Origin of the sequence: Leptospira soteropolitanensis (genome assembly GCF_026151655.1) — a bacterium.
GTDB lineage: Bacteria > Spirochaetota > Leptospiria > Leptospirales > Leptospiraceae > Leptospira_A > Leptospira_A soteropolitanensis.
The window spans coordinates 312,148-337,918 of the sequence record NZ_JAMQPN010000003.1 but is presented as its reverse complement, the minus strand read 5'-3'; the positions used below and the strand labels follow the sequence as shown (position 1 = coordinate 337,918).

At 38.9% G+C, this 25,771-nt stretch carries 23 protein-coding genes; 12 read left to right on the top strand and 11 right to left on the bottom strand.

Going from position 1 to position 25,771, the window contains the following annotated elements; translation table 11 throughout:
* Positions 1 to 40: 40 nt before the first annotated feature.
* From ND811_RS09995 to ND811_RS09975, 5 genes are all read right to left on the bottom strand, one after another.
* Complete coding sequence (locus ND811_RS09995) at positions 41 to 574, bottom strand: adenine phosphoribosyltransferase (protein ID WP_100744998.1); 534 nt, start codon at positions 572 to 574, stop codon at positions 41 to 43.
* 105 nt (positions 575 to 679) lie between these two features.
* Entirely contained in the window at positions 680 to 1,570 is an 891-nt protein-coding gene (gene htpX / locus ND811_RS09990; protein ID WP_265351849.1) for a protease HtpX, read from the bottom strand.
* Positions 1,571 to 1,655: 85 nt separating this feature from the next.
* Positions 1,656 to 3,272 (bottom strand): NCS2 family permease, encoded by a 1,617-nt coding sequence (locus tag ND811_RS09985; protein WP_265351850.1) that lies wholly within the window; start codon positions 3,270 to 3,272, stop codon positions 1,656 to 1,658.
* Positions 3,269 to 3,727 (bottom strand): ClpXP protease specificity-enhancing factor SspB, encoded by a 459-nt coding sequence (locus ND811_RS09980; protein WP_265351851.1) that lies wholly within the window; start codon positions 3,725 to 3,727, stop codon positions 3,269 to 3,271. The genes ND811_RS09985 and ND811_RS09980 overlap by 4 nt, the downstream gene beginning before the upstream one ends.
* On the bottom strand, positions 3,724 to 5,610 hold the full coding sequence (locus tag ND811_RS09975; RefSeq protein WP_265351852.1) for a polysaccharide biosynthesis protein: 1,887 nt from the start codon (positions 5,608 to 5,610) through the stop codon (positions 3,724 to 3,726). The genes ND811_RS09980 and ND811_RS09975 overlap by 4 nt, the downstream gene beginning before the upstream one ends.
* An 83-nt stretch (positions 5,611 to 5,693) precedes the next feature.
* Here ND811_RS09975 and ND811_RS09970 point away from each other — a divergent pair, with 83 nt between their 5' ends.
* Positions 5,694 to 6,173, top strand: coding sequence for a hypothetical protein (locus tag ND811_RS09970; RefSeq protein WP_265351853.1), 480 nt, complete (start codon positions 5,694 to 5,696; stop codon positions 6,171 to 6,173).
* Here ND811_RS09970 and hrpB read toward each other — a convergent pair.
* Complete coding sequence (hrpB, locus tag ND811_RS09965) at positions 6,155 to 8,620, bottom strand: ATP-dependent helicase HrpB (RefSeq protein WP_265351854.1); 2,466 nt, start codon at positions 8,618 to 8,620, stop codon at positions 6,155 to 6,157. The genes ND811_RS09970 and hrpB overlap by 19 nt on opposite strands.
* A 119-nt stretch (positions 8,621 to 8,739) precedes the next feature.
* On the opposite strand from hrpB, the gene ND811_RS09960 reads away from it, so the two are divergent.
* Positions 8,740 to 9,591, top strand: a complete 852-nt coding sequence (locus tag ND811_RS09960; protein WP_265351855.1) for a bifunctional helix-turn-helix domain-containing protein/methylated-DNA--[protein]-cysteine S-methyltransferase — start codon at positions 8,740 to 8,742, stop codon at positions 9,589 to 9,591.
* Positions 9,592 to 9,641: 50 nt separating this feature from the next.
* Here ND811_RS09960 and ND811_RS09955 read toward each other — a convergent pair whose 3' ends face one another.
* Complete coding sequence (locus ND811_RS09955; protein ID WP_265351856.1) at positions 9,642 to 10,379, bottom strand: lysoplasmalogenase family protein; 738 nt, start codon at positions 10,377 to 10,379, stop codon at positions 9,642 to 9,644.
* Positions 10,380 to 10,425: 46 nt separating this feature from the next.
* Here ND811_RS09955 and ND811_RS09950 point away from each other — a divergent pair, with 46 nt between their 5' ends.
* From ND811_RS09950 to ND811_RS09930, 5 genes are all read left to right on the top strand, one after another.
* The gene (locus ND811_RS09950) at positions 10,426 to 11,052 is read left to right on the top strand and encodes a hypothetical protein (protein WP_265351857.1); all 627 of its coding nucleotides are present in this window, start codon (positions 10,426 to 10,428) and stop codon (positions 11,050 to 11,052) included.
* 190 nt (positions 11,053 to 11,242) lie between these two features.
* Positions 11,243 to 12,769 (top strand): choice-of-anchor D domain-containing protein, encoded by a 1,527-nt coding sequence (locus ND811_RS09945; RefSeq protein ID WP_265351858.1) that lies wholly within the window; start codon positions 11,243 to 11,245, stop codon positions 12,767 to 12,769.
* Positions 12,770 to 12,777: 8 nt separating this feature from the next.
* Complete coding sequence (locus ND811_RS09940) at positions 12,778 to 14,787, top strand: S8 family serine peptidase (protein WP_265351859.1); 2,010 nt, start codon at positions 12,778 to 12,780, stop codon at positions 14,785 to 14,787.
* A gap of 79 nt (positions 14,788 to 14,866) precedes the next feature.
* Positions 14,867 to 15,139: a hypothetical protein gene (locus ND811_RS09935; protein ID WP_244242054.1), complete on the top strand. Its 273-nt coding sequence runs from the start codon at positions 14,867 to 14,869 to the stop codon at positions 15,137 to 15,139.
* A 634-nt stretch (positions 15,140 to 15,773) separates the two neighbouring features.
* Complete coding sequence (locus ND811_RS09930) at positions 15,774 to 16,973, top strand: DDE-type integrase/transposase/recombinase (RefSeq protein ID WP_265351860.1); 1,200 nt, start codon at positions 15,774 to 15,776, stop codon at positions 16,971 to 16,973.
* 383 nt (positions 16,974 to 17,356) lie between these two features.
* Here the strand turns inward: ND811_RS09930 and ND811_RS09925 are convergent, their stop codons facing one another.
* On the bottom strand, positions 17,357 to 18,034 hold the full coding sequence (locus ND811_RS09925) for a hypothetical protein (protein WP_265351861.1): 678 nt from the start codon (positions 18,032 to 18,034) through the stop codon (positions 17,357 to 17,359).
* A gap of 165 nt (positions 18,035 to 18,199) precedes the next feature.
* Positions 18,200 to 18,967, bottom strand: a complete 768-nt coding sequence (locus tag ND811_RS09920) for an SDR family NAD(P)-dependent oxidoreductase (protein ID WP_265351862.1) — start codon at positions 18,965 to 18,967, stop codon at positions 18,200 to 18,202.
* A gap of 256 nt (positions 18,968 to 19,223) precedes the next feature.
* Between ND811_RS09920 and ND811_RS09915 the strand changes: the two genes are divergently transcribed.
* The 3 genes from ND811_RS09915 (at position 19,224) to ND811_RS19620 (ending at position 20,626) form a co-directional block, all read left to right on the top strand.
* Positions 19,224 to 19,856, top strand: coding sequence for a TetR/AcrR family transcriptional regulator (locus ND811_RS09915; protein ID WP_265351863.1), 633 nt, complete (start codon positions 19,224 to 19,226; stop codon positions 19,854 to 19,856).
* Positions 19,857 to 20,078: 222 nt separating this feature from the next.
* The gene (locus ND811_RS09910) at positions 20,079 to 20,300 is read left to right on the top strand and encodes a DUF433 domain-containing protein (RefSeq protein ID WP_265351864.1); all 222 of its coding nucleotides are present in this window, start codon (positions 20,079 to 20,081) and stop codon (positions 20,298 to 20,300) included.
* A complete protein-coding gene (locus ND811_RS19620) occupies positions 20,300 to 20,626 on the top strand; it encodes a DUF5615 family PIN-like protein (RefSeq protein WP_407658881.1) in 327 nt (108 codons plus the stop codon). The genes ND811_RS09910 and ND811_RS19620 overlap by 1 nt, the downstream gene beginning before the upstream one ends.
* A 935-nt stretch (positions 20,627 to 21,561) precedes the next feature.
* Here the strand turns inward: ND811_RS19620 and amt are convergent.
* Together amt and ND811_RS09900 are read right to left on the bottom strand one after the other, a co-directional pair.
* Positions 21,562 to 23,652, bottom strand: coding sequence for an ammonium transporter (amt, locus tag ND811_RS09905; RefSeq protein WP_265351865.1), 2,091 nt, complete (start codon positions 23,650 to 23,652; stop codon positions 21,562 to 21,564).
* Between the two features lie 312 nt (positions 23,653 to 23,964).
* Entirely contained in the window at positions 23,965 to 24,636 is a 672-nt protein-coding gene (locus tag ND811_RS09900) for a hypothetical protein (RefSeq protein WP_265351866.1), read from the bottom strand.
* An 81-nt stretch (positions 24,637 to 24,717) separates the two neighbouring features.
* Here ND811_RS09900 and ND811_RS09895 point away from each other — a divergent pair, with 81 nt between their 5' ends.
* Complete coding sequence (locus ND811_RS09895) at positions 24,718 to 24,945, top strand: DUF167 domain-containing protein (RefSeq protein ID WP_265351867.1); 228 nt, start codon at positions 24,718 to 24,720, stop codon at positions 24,943 to 24,945.
* A 112-nt stretch (positions 24,946 to 25,057) separates the two neighbouring features.
* Positions 25,058 to 25,771 (top strand): ABC transporter ATP-binding protein, encoded by a 714-nt coding sequence (locus tag ND811_RS09890; RefSeq protein WP_265351868.1) that lies wholly within the window; start codon positions 25,058 to 25,060, stop codon positions 25,769 to 25,771.

Here is a 25,771-nt window from a genome sequence, read left to right as displayed (position 1 = left end):
AACTCTTTTTATTAAAAATCTATTAGTTTACTTTTATGGATCAGTGTCCTTCAAATTCACAAATTGAAAAAACGTCAATCCCGTAAGTATCTTTAATTCGTTTAGCTCCACCTAAGTCTGGCAAGTTGATGATTGTGGAACATTCATGTATCACACCTTTTAGGTTTTGAATGAGTTTGATGGATGCTTCTAAAGTCCCGCCTGTTGCGATCAAATCGTCCATAATTAAAACTCTATCGCCAGGACTAATTGCATCTGTATGAATTTCTACGTGGTCTACTCCGTATTCCAAAGCATATGATTCAGAAATCGTTGTCCCAGGCAATTTCCCTTTTTTACGGATAGGAACAAATCCTACACCAAGCTGGAAGGCTAGAGCGGCACCGGGAATAAATCCCCTCGCATCAATGGCCGCGATTTTATTCAATTTAGCATTTTGGTATCGTTCTACAAACATTCCAATCGTGAGTTGGAAACCTTCTGGATCGATGAGAAGGGAAGTAATATCGCGAAAAAGAATTCCTGGTTTTGGATAATCTGGAATGGTACGAATCTTTGATTTAACAATGGACATAATAGGATGAAACCAAAGAAGACTAGGGCTTTGCAATAAAAAAAGGTCGGCAAATTGCCGACCTTTCCTTAAGCGATACCATAAATACCGTATCTTTTGAACCTTTTATCTCATCTGTTTGAGAGCTAAGATTCTTTCTTCTAAAGCCGGGTGAGTTGCAAAAAGGGAAAGGAATCCCCCTTTGTTAGAAGAAATTTTAAGGGAAGCCAATGCTTCTCCTCTCGGATCTTCCGGCATCTCTACCATTTGGCGGAGTGATTCCAATGCAGAGATCATAGACTCTCTTCCCGCAAGTTTGGCACCACCGGCATCAGCTCGGAATTCTCTTTGACGTGAGAAGTAAGCCACTGCCATCGAACCAAGAATGGAGAATACAATATCAAGTGCAATGGTAACAACAATTCTTACGATATGTGCCATTTCTTCTTTCACCGCGTTTGACGCAATGTAAGCAATGATACGAGAGAAGAACATAGCAAACGAGTTCACAACACCTTGGATAAGAGTCAGTGTCACCATGTCTCCGTTGGCAACGTGTGACAATTCATGAGCAAGAACTCCCTCTAACTCCTGCGCATTCATACGATTCAGAAGTCCAGAAGACACCGCAACTAGGGCACTGGATTTACTTGGGCCGGTAGCAAATGCATTCACTTCTGGAGATTCATAAATCCCAACTTCTGGCATAGGAAGGTGAGCTCTTTGTGCCAGTGATTGCACGCGGCGGTAAACATCCATTTCAGGAGCGGAAGCTTTTTTAGGATCGATGACTTTTACACCCATCGTCCACTTTGCCATCATTTTAGAAAGTAAGAGGGATATAAAAGATCCCGCCATACCCCACATTAAACAGAATACAATGAGCTGTGTTAAATCCAAACCATAGGCCCGGATACTAAATCCCATCGAACCAAGAAGTGTGGTCACGATGGAGATGGTAGTCATAATCAATATATTGGTTAACAGGAAAAAACCGATTCGTTTGATCCAAGTCATAGGAAATTGTTCTCCTTACGGTCTTTTGCGAGACCTACTCTTTAGACTGAAACTGTACTTGTTTGAGCAAAAGATTACAAGCAAATTAATGTTCTAATTTCCCGGCTTTTCCTTTTGCATCCAGGAACCAAACCAATAAAAATAAGGTCGTTAGGGATAAATAGGCAATGGGAAAGTCAAAGTTGGCTAATTCTGTAAACCGATTGAGAATGGCATTCCCTTGCAATTCATAAGCATGGATCCAGCCGATCATAGAAAGCACTGCGGCTATGAATGCCCAAATGGCTGCTTTATTCCATTCTCTTTCTAAAACAAATACCACCATCGCAGACCAAATCATCGAAGTGATGAGAAATCCTTGCGACAATGCAAGCACACCACTCAACGCATAAGGTAGAAAAGTCAAATGAGGAGGAATATCCGATAACGAAAAATGAATTGTTTGCTTTACGCCTAACTCTTGTAAGGTGGATTGTAGTTTCCCATCTAAAAAGATAAAAACATTTTGGATGATGAGGACTGCCCAACCAGCAAAGGCTGGTAGAAGTCCAACGACTACAGCGGGAGAATGGTGTTTTGGAATCGCTTGGAAAGCTTGGCTTGTGATCACGATCCCTATCCAAAGGACAATGGCCATTCCTGCTTCTATGGGAATGAGAGCTTGGATGAGTCCCATAAGTCCAAATAAACTTACGATAGTCATAAATACACCTGAGAGCATCGAATAACTATGTTTAGCTCCGAGTGCCTTCCAACCTGGGTGCCCAATATAAATGGTAGTGGGGAATGGGGAACCAAACATTGTACCAGCTAGGGTTCCAAGGCCATTGACAAGTAAAGAGGTCTTGGTATCGAAACTATCTCCTGAAGCTTCGGCTGATTCAATGTTCTGGAGAGAACCAATCACATTAAAAATTCCCATAGGAAGGATTACTGAAAAGTAGGCTTTTATATTGGCGTAGGTTAAAGTATCGAGTAGCGGGCTTATAGAAAGTTTGGGGAAATAAATCCCCAATGTTTCTAATCCACTTTCGATGGCTCCCGATTTGTAAATGGGATCTCCCCAAAATGTGGATAGGTAAGATAACAATATTCCAAACATAACGGAAAGTAATCCGCCGGGAATTCCAAAAGGGAAACGAACCTTCCCAAAATACTGTAATAAAATAACACCTAATGGAATAAAGGCGATAATTGGCCTTTCGAATGTACGAAGTAAAAAGTCCATCGATATAAAGGTGATGGCGATTCCTGCTAAAGCAGAGAGTAAAGCGGCTCTCGGTGTATATTTACGAATTTTTGCAGCAACAAAAGAGCCAATGACTTCAATACAGCCAGATATAAAGGATACGAGTAAACCTGCTTTCCACGCTGCTATATAATCACCTGTAGCTTGATAGGTGGGAAACATTACAAAAAATACAAAAGCAAAAAGGGAAACGGTATTAATTCCGTAAGGAATTGCTGTAACATCAGTTCGTTTCGTTTTTTGTCCTAATTTCCAGGCCTGCCATGCATAAAATACATTCCCTACGAGTAAAGAGACGGCGGCACCCGGTAATACAACGGAGGTAACAAAGATCAATGGAAAACCACAAACCCCTATACAAAGGGCAGAAAGAACCAAAAGTTGGATGAGGTTGTCTACCATGAGACCAAAAAAGCCGTCGAGGTCTCCTCTAGTGATGGTAAAAAAATTCATTCGTTTCGTTTCCCTCCAAAATCAACTCGTATGACATTACCATCCCCTGTAACTTCCGGTTTAGTCACTTTCGGTTTTGTATTGGATTCTTCTACTCCAGGAGCCACTTCCACTTGCAAAAATCTTAGTTGGGTAGCTGAATTTTGAAACTTGTCATAAATACGAAATACCGCATCCCAAGGAATCACAGTAGGTTCCCAAGCTGACCCAAACTGAAGTTCTGCAAATAAGTAATCAGGTTTGCTATCTAATACTTTTACCGCTTTGTCACCAAACACGAGTACAATGCCAGATTCTTTCTCTGCATTGAGTAAACCACGTTTCCCAATTTCTAGTTTTGGATGTGGCATAACATGGATATAAAATACTCCAAACCGTTCCCAATAAAGATTGAATAAATCTCTTTTAAACTCACGTAATGTTGTGATTTCTTCCTGCGTGAGGTTTTGACTCATAAGTTCCTTTTACCATGTGAAGTTTTTTCCCACTCGATGTATTCGTCGTGGATTTTGTATTCGGGGATAATGTCTTTAAAAGCACCGAAGATTTCTCTATTTTTATTGGCTTTTGCAAGAGAAAACAATCTGTTTAGTTTGTTCTGGAAGAGAAGTAGATTGTAGTTTTCTAACGGAGCAGCAATCCTAATTTTTGGATGGTGTGTTTTTTTAATCCCTTCTTGGTTTAAAAGAAGTTCTTCATATAGTTTTTCTCCCGGTCTGAGACCAGAAAACTCAATGGCTATGTCTTTGTGGGGAGTATAACCCGACAAACGAATCATCTCTTCTGCTAAAGACAGAATTTTTACAGGCTCACCCATATCCAAAAGGAAAATTTCTCCATGTTCACCCATGCTTCCAGCCTGTAACACTAGTTGTGTGGCCTCTGGAATGGTCATAAAATACCGAATGACATCTGGATGGGTCACAGTGACGGGTCCACCACGTTTAATTTGTTCTCTAAAACGAGGGATTACACTTCCATTAGAACCAAGTACGTTCCCAAACCGAACCGTAATGAATTTAGTTCTAGAATTTTGAGAAATATGTTGGAGATAAATTTCTGCGGCACGTTTTGAGGCTCCCATGACGTTTACGGGATTCACTGCTTTGTCTGTAGAAATGAGAACAAAACGATCTACACCGATGAGACGACAAACGTCTGCTACATTTTTTGTACCCATTACGTTATTTAAAACTGCTTCCGATGGGTTGATTTCCATCATTGGTACGTGTTTATATGCCGCGGAATGGAATACAACAGAAGGGCGATGTTCTTCAAAAACAGCAGAAATACGAGATAGGTTTTTTACATCTGCCACTACTGGCCGAATATCAATATTTAAATCGGCAAAACTTTTTCTAAGCTCATAATCGATTTCGTATAACGGAGTTTCGGCGGCATCTAAGATAACCAGTACACTTGGTTTGAAAAGTGCCACTTGCCTGCAAATTTCCGATCCAATAGAACCACCAGCTCCAGTAACGAGAATCACTCGTTTCTCTAAGTAAGACCGAATGGATTCAATTTCTAGGTCAACCGTTGGTCTACCTAAAAGGTCTTCTACTTGTACTTCGCGAAGTTGTGTGATATTTGGTTTTGCTGATAAATATTCACCAAACGTCGGTAAAATTTTAAAATCAACGCCGGCACCTTCACATTCTTTTTTAAGTTTACTCACCACACGTCCGTCAGGTTGGGGAACGGTCATAATGACCTTTTTGACACCATACTGCACTAAAATTTTTCCGATTTCATCTGTGGATCCGAGAATGGGAACCCCTTGGATGTAACCTCCTTTTTTGGAAAGGTTGTCATCCAAAAATCCAATGGGTTGGTAGTCTAAGTCAACATTTCGCCTAATCTCCGTTAAGAAGGAACTTCCGAGTTTACCCGCACCCACAAGAATGATAGGAGTTCCTCTTTTGGATTTTTCAGAACTAAAAATTTGTTCTCTTAGCATTCTCCAACTCAAACTTCGTAAACATAAGAATCCGAGTAAGATGAGAGTGTCGAGGATGGGTACCATCCGAGAGAGTTGGTAGAAGCGGTTATAAAAAAGAAGTGCAAGAGTGGAAACTAGAGAGGAGAGAACTGTCGCTTTGATGATAGCTAATAGATCATGTAAAGAAGCATAAGACCAAAGAGATCTGTAAATCCCAGAAAATAAAAAAACTAAACTCCGAGAAACCACAACGATCGTGGCGCAAACCCAAAAGTCTGGATAACTTTCTAAAAATCGTATATTTTCAAAACGCACAAGGTGTGCGAGAAAATACGACAAGAACATAAAGAGTATGTCTACAGGAAAAACCCAGTATCGTCTCGGAATCGATTTCATATCTGATAAATAAAGGTATTTGGAACAAAATTCCTTGTAAATACAGAATCTCTTCCGAAGAATAGAAAAGAGGAAAAACCTGTTTGAAATCACTTCTTTTCCGCTTAGCGGGAACATTTTCGGCGGAAATTGGCTCCGAACTCTATTTAAAATTGAAGGAGGAAACTCTTTCCCCCTCTCTTTTTTGCCTTGATTTTTCGGAAGTCGAAGAAGTAACGGAAGTTGGTCTGGAATTCATTAGAAAGATTGCGCTACGCTGTAAGGAAACAGGCTCCCAAGTGGCAGGATTTGGGCTGACAGGTCCCATTTCTGAGGAAGTATCTTCCCTGCTTGTTTTACATCCAACGGAAGCTGATTGTATCCATTATCTTGAGTCCTTAATCTTAAACGAAACTCCCGCCAATGAACTCACCCCCAAGTCGGAAGAAAAAACCATCCATTGCCCAGAATGCCAAACTCTCCTGCGTTGGAAACTAGCCGGAGATTACCTTTGTCCCAGTTGTAAAATCAAATTTTTTGTGAATAAAAAAGGATGGGTTTCTACTTACGAACGTTTGGTGTGATTTAAATGTTTGGTTGGAACTGCTTCCCAAGGTTTATCAGGCCAAGGGTGTTTTGGATACCTTCCTTTTAACTCTTTTTTTACTTCATGGTATCCTTGGTTCCAGAAACTTTCTAAATCTTTAGTAATTTGTACAGGCCGTCTTGCGGGAGAGAGTAGGTGTATCAGAATGTTTACTTTTCCATTGGCAAGTTTCGGCAAGGACCTCAAACCAAATAACTCTTGTAATTTGACGTGAAGTTCGGGTTCCATTCCTTCGTAATTCAATTGGATTTTAGAGCCGGAAGGAACTTGGATGGATATTGGTGCCTGAGAATCTATCAGATTTAAATTTTCATAACCCACATAAGCTTTGAATGCTTCCAAAAACGGGAGTTTGTCTAAAGACAATTTCCCTGAATCTAAATTGATAAAAGGAAATAACCATTCTTTCCAAATTTGTTTCAGATGATTAAAATCGGAATTTGTATTTAGAACTCCATATTGTTCTAAAAATTTTACCCGATTGTAGAATTGGATTAATTCCGGATTTTTTTTCCATTCATCCTCTAGGGAAGATTTAGCTAAATATTCTTCTAGCGCCAAACCAAGTATAGTCGGGTTTGGATGGTTTGTTTCTTTAGAATCTAGAACTAGATCTCCTATACTTCTTTCCTCTTTGACAACAAGAAATGATTCACCTCGTTGGTTTGTCCTTTTTTCTGAAGTCACCTTCCGCGATATGATATCGGAAAAATATTTCTCAATTTGTGTTTCCTCTATTGCAAGATACTGAGTGATGTAAATCTCTTGGCCGAAAGAAATTGTATCTAAAACTAAAATATATTCTGGAATTTGGATGGAAGTTGTATTTAAGGTTGCTAATTTCCCATTCGAAAGTTTAAAACTTTTACCTCCTGGCACCTTTGCTTTTGCGATCCGATCAGGGAACCCGGCAGATAAATAATAAAGGCGGTTTTGTCCCTCTGAAACGATCGAAAAATCCGTTTTTTCCCTGTAAATACGCAAAATTTGCTCATAAATAGATTTTAACTCATAAGAAAATGGAGAGGGGGAAACTGCTTCTGAAACGTTTTTTGCCTCTGTACCGGTACTTTCTTTGCCCACTAACGAGACAATATCGGTAATTAGTTTTTCTTCCTCTTTTGGTAGTATGGCCAAAATTTTTCCAAGCCTTATTGGAAGGGGATATCTTAAACATTCTTTTCCTATTTTAGTTAGGTTCCCTTGGGAATCCAAACAACCTAGGAGTTTTAGTCTAATTGTACTTTGAATCACCGATCCTCTGTTTGGCGGATCTAAAAAAGGTAGCTCCTCGATTTCCTCTCCCCAGGACTTAATTTCTAAAACAAGACGATCAATATCTCCTTCCAGAATTTCGGGTTTTGTGCGGTCTAAAAGTGATTTCTCTTCTTCCTTCGACCATAATCGGTATACCAACCCTTTACCTTCTCTTGCCGCTCGTCCTGCTCGTTGTTTGGCGCTACTCAAACTGATGCGTTCTTTGATTAAATGAGAAACACCTGATTCTGTATCAAAGTGGAGGTGTTTTTCATAACCGGAATCAAAAACGACACGAACCCCTGGAATGGTGATGGAGGACTCCGCAATATTAGTCGAAAGAATGATTTTCTTTTTTCCCTGCACAGAAGGTAAAAAGATTTTTTCTTGATCAGCTAAATCCATATCTCCATATAATCCCAGTACCATCGCATTAGATTTTACCACAGAAATGGATTCTAAACTGCTTCTTAAATCGCGAATTTCTTTTTTCCCAGACAAAAACACAAGAATATCACCTGCTGTTTGTTCTACGGCTTTAGGAATTAAATCCAATAATCGTTGATTGGTATTTTTAATAGAATCCCCCATGTGGAAAATTTCCAAAGGATGGGTTACCGCTCGAACTTCTATTGGTTTGGATCGGATACCGAGTGATTCAAAATTCTGCCCGTCTAAAGTAGCTGACATGACTAGTATCTTTAAATCATTACGAAAAACTTCTTGGGTTCTTCGTGTCAAAGCGAAACAAAGATCAGAATCCATTCGTCTTTCATGAAATTCGTCAAAGACAACGAGCCCGTAATCTTTAAGTTCCGGGTCAGAGAGGAGAATTTTAGTTAAAATTCCATCTGTGAGAAACTCAATTTTCGTATTGTTTCCAATCTTTGTATCAAACCGAACCCTGTAACCGACAGTATCACCCAGGTTTTCGTTTAAAGTTTGGCTGATCCTTTTTGCGGCACTTTTTGCCGCAATTCGTCTAGGTTCTAAAATACAGATTTTTTTCCCAGAGGAAACACCCGCTCGCAAAAGTTCTATCGGGAGAGCCGTTGTTTTACCTGTCCCTGGCGGAGCATCTAAGATGGTGACAGGATTTGTTTGGATAGAATCGACAATGGATTGTAAGGCGGTGAGTACGGGGAATGGATCCAAAGGAGGTGACACTTTTATACTTATGGAAGAGGATGGGATTCCTAAAGAAAAAATCAAACAATTTGTATTTTATTTTCTGAAATCACAAGAATCGGGTTTCCAAGATCCATAGAATTCGTTAAGATTTCCTTGTGGATTCTAATCACAAACACTACGAAATCATAAAAAACTCCATCGAATATGTTTTGGAACATTTTGAAGAACAACCGAATTTAGATGTTTTGGCCGAACGAGTTTCGTTAAGTCCCTTTCATTTTCAAAAAGTATTTCGGACTTGGGCCGGTGTATCACCCAAAGAATTTTTGCAATTTGTGACTGTAACTCACGCCAAACATCTGTTAAAAGAATCAAATCTTTTGGAAACAACGTATTCTCTCGGATTGTCAAGCACAGGAAGGTTACATGATTTATTTGTTAAATTGGAAGCAATGACTCCTGGTGAATTCAAACGAGGAGGCGAAGGATTGATTTTGCAATACGAAGTATTTCCGTCTTCTTTTGGAGAAATTCTTTTAGTATCATCGGAACGAGGAATTCAGTCTCTTCAATTTATTGATACATTAGAACAAGGAATCTCAGATACAAAAAAAGAATTTCCGAATGCGATTTGGAAAGAAGGAAGTTCAGAGGAACACAAAAAGATAAAAGACTATTTTCAGAAATTTCTAATTCCAGAAACACCCATTCCCCTTTATCTTTATGGAACAGAATTCCAATTTAAAGTTTGGAAATCTTTATTAAAAATTCCAATGGGGAATCTTTGTACTTATGGAGATATAGCTGAATCCATAAGACAACCATCTGCACAAAGGGCTGTGGGAACCGCAATCGGTAAAAATCCCATTGCCTACCTAATTCCATGTCATAGAGTGATCCAAACTTCAGGTTTGTTTGGCGGATATAGGTGGAATCCGAACCGAAAACGAATGATCATTGCTTGGGAACAATCGAAACTTTCTTCACCAAACAATGAGTTGTCGTAATTTCTGAAATTAAATTCTAAAAAAACGAATAGATCCTTGTTTCGTTTTCTTTAAGCTAAATGCCTTGTGTGAGAAACTAAAAAGAATCCCACGAGTAAAAAACTTTGGGCAATCAAGTAGGTGACCCAAGGAACTTGAAATTCCCACCTTGGGTGCCTAGTTCCATTGATCGTAGTTTCTCCCATTACAGCATCAGAGAGGAGGAAAAAACCTGCTCCAATGGCTAAATAAATCCAAACTCCACCAAACACTAAATAGGCGTTAAAACATAAAGATACAAAAAAACACAAAACCAATCCATAAACAAAGGCAGAGGCCATGACCCATTTGGAACGATTGGGATTGTAGACTCTAAAATAAAAAATGAGTGCAGGTAAAATCAATAAGACAATGGTTACGGCATAAGGCAAAATACCATTATAAATTTCATTCCAAGTGGTTAATTTCCAAAAGGATAACAAAAAGAAAACTTGGGCAATGGCAAAACTAAAAATTCCACCAAGGACTGGGTCTTCCATTTGTTTTTTGGCAATTGGAAATTGAAGGTTGAACCAATCTCCCAAAAAGGAAAAACCAATGGCGTATAAAGGATAAGAAAACCTAGCATGGCCCAGTTGGAATAATAACCAGGCAAAAAGTAGGATTTGAAAGGAAAATCCCAAATAAATTCCACGGGAATGTTCTAAACGTTTGAGTGGATTTGTTTCCCCTTGTAACGTATACCAATGGATTAAAAATGCCGAAATGATGGCTACAGGAATGGTTGTGAGAATTAAGTAGTATACCATACTTGATTTTAACATGAAACAAAAGAGAATGCAATCAGTAAGTTGGATGAATCGATCTTTCTCCTTTGGTTTTTTACTTTTTCTATTTCTTTTTGACTCAAACTGTATAACGTATTCTATATTAGAGAAAGAGAAAAGTATCCTAATTTCTCCCACAAACTTAGAAGATAAAGAGAGTTATTTAGTTTTAAGATTGGTTCGAGGAAAAGACCAATCGATAGGAAATGTTGAAGAAATTCCTGTGAACTTAACATTCGAAAGTAACCAAGAATCCACAAAACAACGGTTACGTATCTATCCACTTCCACTCGCAAAACCAAAGGAACCTTTTTTTTTGCCTCTTTCTTCGAAATCGGAATATCGCGAAGAAATGTTACTGGTTGGGTGTTTGTATTTTTTTCCGATCCCAAACTTTTTTAGAGGTAATCTAATATTAGAAATTCATCATACAAAGACGTTAATTAATCGTGAGTTTTTATTTCAAAAAACAGTTCCTTATGATTGGCAAGGGAATCGCACCAAATACTGGGAATACGATCTCGATCATAGCGAAATGACTGACAAAACCATTCCCTCCCTCTCGTCTTACAGGCATTTGGAGTGCGAAAATGACATTCGTCATCGTAAGGAAATCCCTAAAAAAGGAATTGTCAGTCCTCCAGAAGAAGACTGAACTCCCATTCAAAAGTAACCATTTTGAGCGACGGAATTGACTTCTCTGGGCCTAAAAAAAAAATTTTTGTTACAAACCAGAATGAACGTTCTAAATCCCTTATAAAAACATTTTTAGCGGTCTGCAGTCACCAGCTAACTGAAGGTACGATTGATAGAATTCCATATAAAAAAAGTATAGATAAACCAGTATGCGTAATTTGCCTATAAATCAAAACTTGAATCTACTAATATTCCTGACATTAATTCCATTATTGACAATCGGTTGCCCTGGTGGTGGCGGCGGGGGTGGAGGAGCTGCTTTTGCCCTAATGGGATTAGGTGGTGGAGGCGGGGGTGATGTTCCGGCACCCAAGTTAGAAGTTCTTTATGAAGGTGTTAGCCGTGAAAGTGGATCAACACTTGATATTGGTTCAGAGCCAGTAAACACTGCCGATGGTAAAACAGGAACAATTACTATTAAAAATAGTGGGACTGCTGCAATTACACTGTCAGGATCACCTAATATTGTGACACTTTCAGGTACGGATGCAAGCCAGTTTTCTGTAACTCAACCAGCTACTTCGAGTTTGGCGGCAGGTGCATCAGCAATTTTTACCATTAACTTTAAACCAACTGGTGTTGCAGGCACGAGGTCTGCTACTATTAAAATGAATTCAAGTGACCCAGCAGTAGGTTCCTTCCAATTGAATTTAACTGGAGAGGCAGGTGTAGGAGTTTTTCGTCTAGGTGTCTCCGTTTCCGCCACTCAAATTTCATCTAATGGAAGTTTTGCTATGGGTTCGGTTGAAGAACAATCTGTTGGAACCCCTGTGACCTTTACAGTCCGAAATACTGGAAGTTTTGTAGTGAACCTTGATTCGCCAGCTGTTACATCTTCCAATGCGCGATTTATTGTAAACCAAACTAGTTTTACTGGATCACTTGCAATCGGTCAGAGTAAAACATTTACGATTGGATTCTCTCCCTTGGTTTCGGGAGCAGAAGAATCAAATATTGCGATTCTTTATGATGGTGCAGCAAGTTTCTTATATAAGGTCACTGCGACTGCTACAGTGAAACCTGTTCCTACGATTTCCATATCTCATAACTCAAGCAGTTTTACAACTGGTGGTTCTATTCCCAATTTTGGTGTAGTCTGGCCTCCTGAAGTTGCCGGAGCAAAAACGGTTACAATAACTAATAGTGGAACTGCTACAATGACAGGCATTTCCATCTCAAAATTAGGAACAGATCCTGATCAATTTACAGTCAGTGCTTTTTCGGCAGGAACTAGTCTGGCACCTGGTGCCTCAGGAACTTTTACCATTCAATTTGTACCAACTTTACATGGTGAGAAAAACGCAATTGTTAGAGTACAAACTGCAAATGGAAGTAATGGAAGTGCTTCTTCTTCCGATTTGGCCGTTGTAGGAACAGGGAGAACCGGTGTAGATGTTTTAGTCACCTGGTCTGCAACGAATGAAAAAGCAGTCAATGATACTGATGGTGGCTATAATGTATGTTACAGCAAAACCTCAAACTTTACTGCCGTACCCATTGCAAATTCTATTTTTTGTGTCGCTGTGCCAAATGTGGGAGGAAATACTCCAACCTCTAAAACGATTTCGGTTCCTTCCTATGGAACATGGTATTTCAAAGTGTATTCATATGGTAAATACAACACAACCGGTGGGTTACCTTCAACTCAAGTGTCCGTAGTGGTTCCACAATCTTAAAAAGGTATATGATGATGAAAAATAACAAACATTTGATTCCAAAATTTGTATCTCTCATGGTCGCAGTTTTTGCGATCACAAATATTCTTGTTTCTGAACCTATTTGGGAATCATACCGAAAAAGTTTAGAGACAAAACTAGAGTCTTCAAACCCTGCTAGCAAAAAAAGACCATTATATATTCCTAATGAGATCATAATTAAATTTAAAAAACAAATTCCAAATTCGGAACTATCCATACAAACTTCTCGTTTGGGTTTTCGGCCAGGAATTAAAAATGAAAGGGGGCGCTTTGTCACAGGCAAAATTATGGATGGCGAGTCCGTTGAAACGGCAGTAGATCGTGCAAAAAAAGATCCAAATGTTGAATATGCTGAGCCAAAATATCTTTATTATAAATATGCAGATCCAACGAACGATCCAGGCTTTGTGAGATTATGGGCCTTAAACAACTCTGGCCAAGCGATTCCCTCTCCCAGTTACTCTCCTAGCCAGGGAACCAGTGGGAAAGATATGAATGTGTTAGGTGCTTGGGATGTAACTACTAATTGTTCGAATATTATTGTTGCGGTGCTTGATACGGGCGTGACTTATACGCACGATGATTTGGTTGGAAATATGTGGAATGGTGCAAACTGTGTTGATCACGATAACAATGCCATTGGTGGTGGTTGTCTTAAACATGGTTGGGATTATGCAAATTCTGATAATGATCCAAAAGATGAAGATGGGCATGGAACTCACGTTGCAGCAACGATTGGCGCCGTTGGAAATAACAGTAAAGGTATTACAGGGGTCTGCCAAAGTGCAAAGATTATGGCGGTTCGCGTTTTGGGTCTCCAGGGTGGAACTAACGATGCGATTGCGCAAGGCATTCGATTTGCTGTTAATAATGGAGCTAAAGTCATCAATATGAGTTTGGGAGGATCTGCATTTTCACAAACAATGTTAGATGCTATTGAATACGCTCGTATCAATGATGTATTGATAGTGGCAGCTGCCGGAAATTCCAATCTAAATTTAGATACATCTGGAAATGATTCTTACCCTTGTGAGTATGATAAGGATAATATACTTTGTATTGCGGCTGTAGATCAAAACTTTAATAGAGCCACTTTCTCAAACTATAATTCCCACAGTACCGCATCTAGTCGAACAGTCGATTTTGGTGCACCAGGAACCAATATTTACAGTAGCTACGGTACGGAATTTACATACAACGAGAATTCATCATTTTATTTTGACTGGGTGAGATCATCAACATCGGGGAGTGTCTGGACTGTTGCAAGTTGTCTAACTCCTAGTCATGTAATGCTAACAAATCCCAACTGTACCTTTCCGAACTGGTTGATTAATGATTCACCAGCTTCTGTGACGAGTCTTAGTGCTAACACAAATAGTATAGCTTATAAAAATTTCACTATCCCAAATGGATCAACACGAGTTACTCTTTCTCATTTTGTTGTGAATTACGGACACCGACTAAATAGCAGCATTTGTTATGACTTTATGCAGGTTTTCTATTCTTCAAGTACGGGCATTCCGACAACTCCATTGCAATTATATGATAAAAACTACGGCACACAAAAGACAGAATTATGCAATGATGGACAATATATATTCGCGAGTCATCCTGATGATACATTAGTTTTAACGAATTGTATTGGTGGTGGTACAAACTGCACTGTAGGATATCGAATGTCAACTGATGGTTCAGGGAATTACCCAGGTGGATTTGTTACAGACGTTATTCTTTCTGCATGGGCCCCCTCTGATTACGCATATGCAAATTTAAACGGAACGTCAATGGCTGCTCCGAATGTATCTGGAGTTGCCGCACTGATCAGATCTTATAATGGTACAACTTTTACTTACCAAGATGTGATCACAAAGCTTATTGAAGGTGGAGTTACCGCAACAGACATTAGTACAATCACAAAATATGGAAAAACTATCAATGCCAATGCGTCCATAAAACACCTCAAACAAGTCACTGGAGTTACCGCTGTTTTACAATAAAACAATCGGTTACAGCATTCTGGTTGCAGCCTTAACCACAGGCTGCACCTTGTTTGGTGAACCAAAACAAAACCAACCAATGAAACCGATACAAGAAAAGGGCTCTATGTTCAAAGAAGGTGAATACTTATTTGCAACGGAAGAGGGAGTCACAATCGAAGAATTGAGAACTCTTTTTGGTGAGTTTGGGATCACCAAACTAGAACCTCTAATCATTCGCGATCGAAGTTACCTTTTGGTTTTAAAAAATGATCCCGGGCTTCCAACAATGGAAAAGAAGGCCTCCGGGTTTGGGAAGATTCGATACATTGAAAGAAACCAAATCATGCAAAAATACAATACCAAACTTTAATCGCGAAGACTTGAGAAAAAGCTAAAACTAAAACCGCCTCCTATCTGTCTAACGGACAGTGCGTTCCTTCTTAGTCTCTATAATCATTCCCGTCCTTTTCCAATCCCATTGTTCCAAGACCAGCTCTTCCTATGAAGCTTGTGAACGGGCAGATTTGGATTATTTAGCATGTTCTCTAGTGGTGTACCAGTCGTATACTTATTGCGCAGAGTCCGCATCCGGTGTCTCGGGTTCTTCCGAGACAAAAGCAGCAGCCAAATTCCAATGTGACGCCGAACGACTGGTAGGTTCTTATTTATGTGAAGACATTAAGAAAAAAACCTGCGGAACGAAATGAAGTTACATATGGCACAGGTAGCAACTTTAAATTTCGTAGTTCCATAAACCATCCATTGTAGTGAGAATCCTGGTTTATCTGGATCGCAACTCATCTATTTTTTTGTAGATCATGATTATGAAACAATTACTTAGGTAAGATATCTTGAGGATGAGATCTAAAGTGTTACCGATGTGACTTTCTAAACAAAAGGGTCTGTACTAGTTTCATCCCTTACAAATTGATCTCACAACATCCTTTACAAACAAGAATCTAATTCTTCGATTCAGAACACGATGTACACACCAGGAGTGTGTCATGGCTTGGAAGGAGACAAACGTGTTTGAAGAAAGAATGAAATTTGTTGTCGCTTGGAAACGTGGTGGTTGGTCTCTCACTGACCTTTGCCATGAATTCAGTATCAGTCGAGTGACTGGGTATAAATACTTAGAACAGTATAAGCTGTATGGGATCGATGGGTTAAAAGATAAAAGTCGAAGACCGAAACACCATCCTCACCAAACTCGAAAGAAAATCATTGAACTAATCTTACAAGAGAGAAAAGACCATCCACGGTGGGGAGCAAGAAAACTCTTAGCATCACTTTCAGCTCGGTTTCATATGATTAAAAAATGGCCTCATCCAAGTACTGTGGGTCGTATTCTGAAACAAAACAACTTTATTAAACCTCCCAAAAGAAGGATCCGTAAACAATCCATCGATCAACCATTCTCGCATGCGCTCGGACCCAATGATATTTGGTGCGCTGATTTTAAGGGCCATTTCACTGTTGGGGATGGAGAAAGATGCACACCATTAACCGTCACAGATGCCTATAGCCGCTTTTTACTCTGTTGTGAGATTGTTTCCAAAGCAGATACGACCAACGTAATCAATGAATTTACGAAGTTATTTAAACTTTATGGGATGCCACTTGCGATTCGAACGGACAACGGTCCACCATTTGCTTCGAATGCACTTGCTGGCCTTAGTAAACTTTCTGTTTGGTGGATCAAACTAGGCATTAAGTTAGAGAGAATTGAGCCAGGGAAACCACAACAAAATGGTAGGCATGAAAGAATGCATAAAACCTTAAAGGAAGAAACGGCTTTGCCTCCAAGGTCTAGTTTAGAGACACAACAAAAAGCATTTCGAGACTTCCAAAAAGAATTTAATTATCTAAGACCACATGAAGGAATACAAAATTCTTTTCCTGCTGACCATTACCGAAAGTCTACAAAGAAGTTCCCAAAACGGATTGTAAAAGCTTCTTATCCAACAAACATAATGATCGGAGAAGTCAATGACATAGGGAATCTTCATTTTGAAGGTCATCGGATCTTTCTATCTTCCGCATTAGCAGATGAAGAAGTTGGTTTAGAGGAAATCTCAGACAGGCATGTAAAGATTCATTTTTATGGGGTAAGTCTTGGTGTCATCGACTTGTATACGGGAAAATTGTTGCATTTTAAAAATCCAATGCCATCCTCATTACCGTCTGGATCAGGATTTCTGTGATCCTTTTTGTAAAGTATGTATAGAAACAAAACTGTAAAGGATGTACGAGTACACTCAGCCGCCTACCGTCTGTTATGCGACATAATATACATTCTCGGAAGTTGTCAACTTCTCATTAATAAATAGTATGTGGAAGCATAATGACCCAAAAGTAAAAGTATTCGAAGTAACATTCTACCTCTTCTTTAAGTAAAAGCAAACAAACACGCGAAAGGGAGGCAGAACAAGTTTGGGTAAAGAGAAAATCGCTAGGAATCTTTTTGGCTAATGTTGTTATTGGAGTAGTTTTGTTTCTGGTTCTCAGGATAACATATCGAGTAGATAAAAAAGATCCAATACGATTACTAAGTAGCTGACTGCGAATTTGTCGATGTGAATTATTCTTAGTAAGTAACTATGTTAGCTTTATTTCTAGAATCAATTGATTTCTTCACGATAATTTGATTTGATTTGTTTAATGAAAAAGCGTTTTTCCCATCCCCACCACCGCAATCTCCCGGCAGAAAGTTAAGTTTAGATATGTAGGGAATATAAACTGGAGGTTGAAACTCTCTTTGGTCCTTATATTCTCTTGCACCAGCGACAATGGTGAATTCGTCAAAATTTTCAGGTGTGAGATTCTGAAAGCAGATACAAACTTGTTGACCTGCTTTTAAATCAACTTCTAGAGTTGCTGTTTCATTTGAACTGTAGGTGTCAATGACTCTATTTTTGGCATAGTTGTGAATTCTGACGTCAAAGTAAGCTAATCGGAATCGGTGTTTACCTGGAGTTATGTAGAATTTTGATTTTCCGTCAACTTTTCCAATGCCAATCATTCCTAATGAAAATCCATAATCTTGTAGTTTTTCTTCAAATTCATTCTCATCAATGCTGAGAATTCGAAAGTTTGAGACCCTAACTTCCGTAAGTGTCGATTTGCTAACTGGTTCAGGATCTGAGAAGTGATTTGGGTAAACGTAATATTTTGTACAATGAGGGCTAAATATTAAAATGACAGCAACTAAAAATACGCGAATATAATTGAAACGTGATAAAATAGAATTGTCTGAAGCAAACATTAAATATTAATTTTAAGATTTTAATTTGGTAGTCAACTAGCTCTTGCTTTTCTGGCGTTAAGAAGAAAAATATCCAATGACCATCTCAGGGCTCTTTCTATTCATTAGATGAATAGTTAAAAAAGCTAACGTCCGCCATAGCAAACGTTAGCTTTTTCTTTTGAATCACCAGGGAACATGTACATTTTCCCAAGTTGTGAACGTACCTGTTGGTCCATCAGGCCCAAGTAAAGCGACCCTCACAACTTCGCGAGCACCATCTTCGAGGCTCTCATATCCTTCGAAATTAGTCATTGCTGTTTTCGTAAAACCTGGAGATACCAAATTCACCTTAATGGTTGTATCCTTCAGTTCTAACATCATGGACAAGCTGATACCATTTAAGGCTGTTTTTGATACAGCATAAACTGGATTATAGAATGAACTATAACCTGAGTTAGGATCTGCATTTAGATTCAAGGAACCAAGAGTACTTGAAACATTAACTATACGTGCATCCTTTGATTCCCTAAGGAGTGGTAACATAGCTTGGTAAACAGCAAGAACTCCAAACACATTTGTATCCCAAACAACACGCATTTCATCAATAGAGGCAATACTAGCCTTAGCTGAATCCAAATACTCAACCATAGATAAACCGAGTCTCTGCATTCTTGTATTTGATATTCCAGCATTATTAACTAGTACATCAAGACGACCAAATTGTTTTTTTATTGTCTCCGAAGCATCAATGATCGACTTTCGATCAACTACGTCCAATTGGATGGCAATGCTTCCTAAGCCGATTTCTTGTGCTGCAACCTGCCCACGTTTTAAATCTCGTGATCCGACAAGGACTATCATCCCATTCTTAGCCAATTCCTTAGCGACTTGATATCCTATCCCTTGGTTTGCTCCTGTTACGAGGGCAATTCGTTTATCCTTTGTTTCCATAATTTTATACCTCTACTAGCGGTTTTCCTTCTGCACTTACAGATTATCCTCCGACTGCATTTGCGAAACCGAATAGTATCGGAACTATGTAGTTCCGTAATTGGACATTGGAAATTTGTTTTTCTGTGGTCAAGAAAAAAATAAATTTCAGAATACCTTGCCGATCAGCGAGCGGTAAGTATCGTTTCTACAAATTTGGAAAAAGATAGTTTTATTCAGTTATTAAGAGTGTATTGTATGTTATAATATTAAACCGATGGAAAAGAGAAAAAAAGAGGCGAATCTGAAGCCAACCAAGCAAGTTCCTACCTTAGGAAGGAAACGCGACGCTTCCCTAGACACCTCCATTTTAAATGCCACTCTTGAGATTCTTGCCGAAGAAGGGTTTGACGGCATGACAATGGATAAAATTGCCATTAAAGTAGGAACGGGAAAAGCTGCTTGTTATCGACGTTGGGCTTCGAAGGTCAAACTTGTCAAAGATGCATTGATTTGGATGAATCGCAACCAGTTAGAGCTTGAAAAGATTCCAAATACTGGTTCACTCCGAAATGATTTTTTGGCTGTTCTGAAACCACATTCGATGGAAGAAGCCAATGCAAAACTTCGAGTATTAGGAGGACTAGGCACATTTTGGTTAGATGAAGAAATTGAAAAAAAAGGAATTACCGAAATTTTTGGTCCTTGGACAGAAGTAAACCGAACATTAATTCAACGAGCAATGGAGCGCGGAGAAATATCTAAAAAAGCAAATGTAGAACTTGTTTGTAAGGTCTTAAACTCTATGGCAACGTATCGCGCACTCATAGAAAGAAAACCACCAGATAAAGGTCTATTTATAGCATTGATTGACAATGTCGTAATGCCCGCATTAAAAAACCCAGGCTAAATGGTCTGGGCGCCTCGAATCCGTTAGTTGATAAATGTTTTTATCTAGAAACGACCGCGCTATCCGCTCCAATCTTTCCTGGGGAAGGATTTCCGCTACTATCGCTGGCGCAGGGATTTGGCAGTGAAAATCACTAGGTATACCTCGTCAGTTTTTGATTTTAAAGGAATTCCAAAGGTTGAAATGGCTTGACGAATCCAGAATTTATAAAAGAATTTAGGAGTGCTCGATTATAGAAAATATATTTCATTTGATAAGGACGTTCGAGATGGTAAGCCTTGTATCCGTGGAATGAGAATTACCGTCTATGACATTCTTGACTATCTCGCTTCTGGTATGGAGTATGATGAAATTTTGAGAGATTTTCCATACCTCACTAAAGAAGATATTTTGGCGAGTTTGGCTTTTGCAGCTGATCAAAACAAATCAATTCTTGTTGCATAATGCTTTTGTATGATGCAAACCTGTCGCCAAATTTAGTTGAGCATTTAATCGATATTTTCCCAAATTCGGAACATGTTTTTTCACTTGGTATTGAGTCGTCAGATGAGTTCATCTGGAGAAAAGCATCGGAAAAAAATCTAATCATCGTCACCAAGGATAATGATTTTAATAAGATTCTAGAAAAAAAGGGTTTTCCACCCAAGATAATTCAAATCAAACGGGGGAATTGCAACACGTCTTCGATTGTCACATTGCTGAAAGAAAATAGCAAGACAATCATTGCATTTTCAAAAAACGCTGAAGCGGGAATTCTCTTTCTAGTTTAACAAAACCGAATCTTTCCACATACTTAAAAAATCAATTCCATCTCAAACAAAGAAATAAACGAAATATTAAAAGAAATTTCCTAACACATCCACCCCCACCCATCCGATTCCCAAAAGGATGGTCACTCTTCTTCTTTCTATTACCTTCCTCTTCGATGGACGTGAAGTATCCCTCACTCCTGCCAGCGTCCCATCCGTGGCCACGTCACCGTGAGGGACACTTCACTTGGAGAAACCTATTGATAAGATTTAGCTTATATTCTAGATGGAAAAATTATATAGATTAATGATGAAATAAATTGATAAAAGATAGATCCGTAAACAGTTACTTTTCGCAAATTAGGTTTATCTGAACTACAGATAAACGCAAAGAAATTGTCGGCTATGCGTATTGCGTTTATCACTCGCCTGTTCTCGAGCTACCCGAGTTGCAATGAACCACCACCCAAACACCATACCCATTCTCCACAAACCAAGAGATGGAAACTGCCACTTGGTACCCACTCCGGTGTTAGGTGGACTCTACCACACCTACGCCTGGAAGAAGACTGCTTAAGAGAAGTATCTCTTACGCTTCAGTTTTTAATGATTGTTTGCAAGCTTTGCCTAAGATTCTCTTTTATAGAAGAGGAGGATTCCTTATACCCTCGTGATTGATAAATCAATGATTTTTAGAGTAAAGTCTTTGTTCTGAATCAGAATTCAATGAGTTCCGTTTGTTTTTTGTCTTCAAAATCACTCTTATCTTCAACCAACATTTAACTTAACGAACATTTTGTTCGCTATTATAGTTTTGGCGAGGCTCAGGTGAAATAAAGATCTCAGGTTTCTGGGAAAATGACGTTTTTCAGAGAAATTAATCTTATTCAGAATTTGAAAAACATTTCAATACCCTTGATAGAAAGCTGGTCCAATGAAAGATTTTAATTTCCCTTCTAAGTTGCGAACTGGAAATAGGGTAAACTTGCCTCTGGTTCACGTATCCTTTGTTTGACGAGGAAGGTTTTTATTTTGCCTTTGCCTTTCACTTCAATTTCTCCTCTTGCTTCTAATTCAAAGTCAGATCGGATTAAGTCTGCAGTAGATTCCGTGATTTGAATTTCATTGGGAAGTCCATGTGATTCCATTCTTGAAGCAAGGTTTACAGCATCACCCCAAATATCATAAATGAATTTTTTGGTTCCAATCACACCAGCAACTACTGGACCAGTGTTAATTCCAATACGCATACTGAGTCTAGATCCACTTTTGCCAAGTTTTAATCGTGATAATAAAGATTTCATATCCCAAGCCATATGAGTGGCAAGTAAAGAATGATACTGGTCAGGTGCTGGTAATCCCGCCACTGCCATATAGGCATCACCAATCGTTTTGATTTTTTCTAAACGGTATTTTTCAGCCAATACATCGAAATAAGAAAAAATTTCATTTAAGATTCGAACCACGGCTTCTGGTTTCATACCGGAAGAAATTTGAGTAAATCCGACAATGTCTGCAAATAGGACAGAAACTTCTGGATAACTATTTGCGATTAACCCTTGTTTCTCTTTTAATTCTTCGGCGATCGCCTTTGGGAGAACATTCAATAAGAGTTTTTCTGCTCGTTCTTGTTCGTTGCGAACTTTTTCATAGGCATTAGCTATCTCAATGCGGGAGTCTTCATTTTCCTTAAGAGTAGAACGCACCTTACCCAATACTAAATTATATCTTTCTGCAATCTGTCCCACTTCTGTAAACGGTTCTACAGGGACATCAAGAGCTAAGTCACCTGTTTTATGTTGGTAGTCCATAGATAAAAATAAATCGATTAGTTCTGTTGTAGCCTTATGTTCTGAGATATTCAGTCCCATTCGTTCTTCCGTCTCATCAACACGAAGACGGTAGAAGCGGTTAATTCCTTTAAAAAGGATGTAGGAAACACCGAAGGCAAACAAACCGACAACAAAAGACCCCAAAATTTGTATCAGAATAAAGTCCACTCTTCCATTCGTTGCCCCAAGTTTTTCAATGTCTCCAAAAATCCCCACTGCAAAAGTACCCCAAAGGCCACCTACTAAATGCACTGGAACAGCTCCTACTGCATCGTCTATTTTCCATCTTTCTAATTTTTTTTCAGCAGGAATGGTTAGACCACCGGCAATCATTCCAATGATGGCAGCTTGTGCTGGTTCCACACAGTCAGCACTTGCAGTAATAGCCACAAGTCCCGCCAAAGATCCGTTTAGTGGTGAAATTGCTTCAGGATACCCCTTGACAAACCATGTCAAAAATAATGCTACCATCATGGAAAAACCCGAAGCTATGATTGTATTCAAAATCACAATAGGGACAGATCCGTTAAAAGCGAGCGTACTTCCACCGTTAAATCCCATCCAACCAAACCACAAAATAATCCCACCTAACATCGCCAAAGGTAAGTTACTACCAGTCACTGATTTGGAAGGTTCCCCTTCGGTAAATCTGCCAAGTCTTGGCCCGACAACCATTAGAAGAGCCAAAGATACCCAACCTCCTACGCTATGAACCTGCGTGGATCCTGCAAAGTCATGAAATCCAAGTTGTTCCAACCAACCAAGAGAGGTTTCCATAAATGTACCTCCCCAAACCCAATGGCCAACAATTGGATAAATGATTCCAGAGATAAGGGCAGTGGCGAGTAAATAGGAAGGAAATTTTAATCGCTCGGCAACAGCACCAGAAACAATTGTGGATGCAGTTCCGCAGAACATCAGTTGAAATAAAAAGAATGTGGGGGGCCAGGCATTGTCTTTAGGAAAGGTTGGTAAAAATAAACTGGTTCCAAAAATTCCATAAAAGGAAGAACCAAACATAATTCCAAATCCAAACAAATAAAATAAAAGTGTCGCCACTCCAAAGTCGGCGATGTTTTTAATTGCTACGTTGATTGAATTTTTAGCACGAGTCAAACCAGACTCTAAAACTAAAAAACCACCTTGCATCATCAATACAAGACCGGAACAGACTAGTACCCATAAAATGTCCAACAGACTTTTTTGAACTGACATCCCTACCCTCAAATTCTAATTCCATTTTATAAACTTAAATGGATCTGATTCAAAGAGATAATTACTAATAATTTCAGATCGGCAAGTCGAATTCTAAGCAATCTCGCCTAACAATCATTTTAAAAAAGAGACGACTCGTGCAAAAAACAAATTTTTTGTTTATAATATAAGCAACTTGCTTGTTATTTGTTCCCGCGCCACCGATCGTAGCGTAAATCCTTTCCCGAAGGGAAAGATTGAAGCGAAGAGCGGGGTCTTGCTTCGATAAAATATAGATCACCAAACAAATTCGAGGCGCCCAGAAAAAGAAAGTCACATCTTCATTTTATATCTTTTCAATAAACGAATGGATTCTTTCCAGAAAATGTAACCAAGTCCTAATGAAATTAAAGCAAATGCAAAAGCACCACCTAATGCAGTCAATGCGTTTGATGTTTCTTCATGACAAAGATTGAGCGCGGATCCGGAATATACTGAAGTCGCCTGGATTTCATTTGTATTAGATGAGGTCTGCGAATTATCGTATATGACTGTTACTGTATCGCCTGGTTTGGCTCCAATAATACGCAGCCTGGGCTCGGATGATTGACGAGGTTTTAGGTATGTTCTTTCTTTGTTTTCAAAATTATGGTTAGAAATTCCTGATTCATTGTAAATTAAAACTCGTCTATGATCATCCAAAACTAAGGAAAAACTTCCTACAGAAAGTTGATATAAATTCCAGTGGTTACGTTTAGTTTCGTATTCAACATTATAGACTACAAAGCCAGATTCAGGATCAGGTTGACTGTCTCGAGAAACGTGACCTGTGATACGACGAGAAGAACTATTAGGCGATGAAACCTCATCACAAAAAAAACGTCTGAATTCCCAATCTTCAGAAAAATTGAGAACAAGAAGAGTGGATAATGTTGCCATAAACACAACCATTAGAAAAATAAAAAAATACGTAGCATAAGAGAAGGAATATTTAGAAGATTTCATTGATGTTTTTTCCGTTTTTAATTTATTTATTATTTACCTGCGTGAATTGGTTCAAAACAAATAAACTTATTCTTAATCTTTATGAAACTTACTGTTAAAGTAAAACCAAATAATAAACAACCAGGATTAGAATTTATATCTGAAACTGATTGTATCGCTCGGATAAAATCTCCACCTGTGGATGGCAAAGCAAATGAAGAACTAATTTTATTACTCTCAAAACACTTTCGCGTTCCCAAAACGAATATCAGTATCATCTCCGGTCTTTCGTCAAAATCAAAATTGGTTACGGTTCATCCCAGGGACTGAGAAAGATCAATAGATTCATTCCAGATTGATTGAATTTTAAGTTCACAGATTCTATTCAAAATCCTAAATTTGTAAAATTAAGAGTTCTTTACGCACACATGGTACTTTTAAAATGAAAAAACCCAATACCCTTCTGGAAACGAAAAATCTCGGGAAAACGTACCAAGTGGGAGAAGTGCCATTAGTGGCCCTTCATTCCGTCAATCTCAAATTTAATGAAGGGGAACTAACAGTGATGTTAGGTGCTTCTGGTTCAGGTAAATCAACTCTCCTCAATATTTTAGGAGGATTAGATACGGCAACCACTGGCGAAGTATTATTCCACGGAAAAACATTGGCTTTAGAAAACGACGAAGGATTAACTAGATATCGGCGAAACCATGTTGGATTCGTATTTCAATTTTATAATTTGATCCCAAGCCTTACAGCAGAAGAAAACGTACGTTTGGTGACAGATTTATCGGATAAATCCATGACACCTCTCGAAGCACTTACACTCGTCAAATTAGCTGACAGAAAAAATCACTTCCCTGCTCAGTTGTCGGGGGGAGAACAACAGCGAGTTGCCATTGCAAGAGCCATAGCGAAAAGACCGGAGTTACTTCTTTGTGACGAACCCACGGGTGCACTGGATTTTAAAACTGGCAGGATTGTTTTGGAAGCCATCACAGGGATTAATCAAGATTTAGGTACAACTACTGTTCTCATTACTCATAATGAGTCCATTGCACAAATTGCTGACCGTATTATCTTAGTTAAAGATGGGACGATTGTTTCTGATTCAGTAAATCACCACAAAAAGCCAGTGACAGAGGTTAGTTGGTGA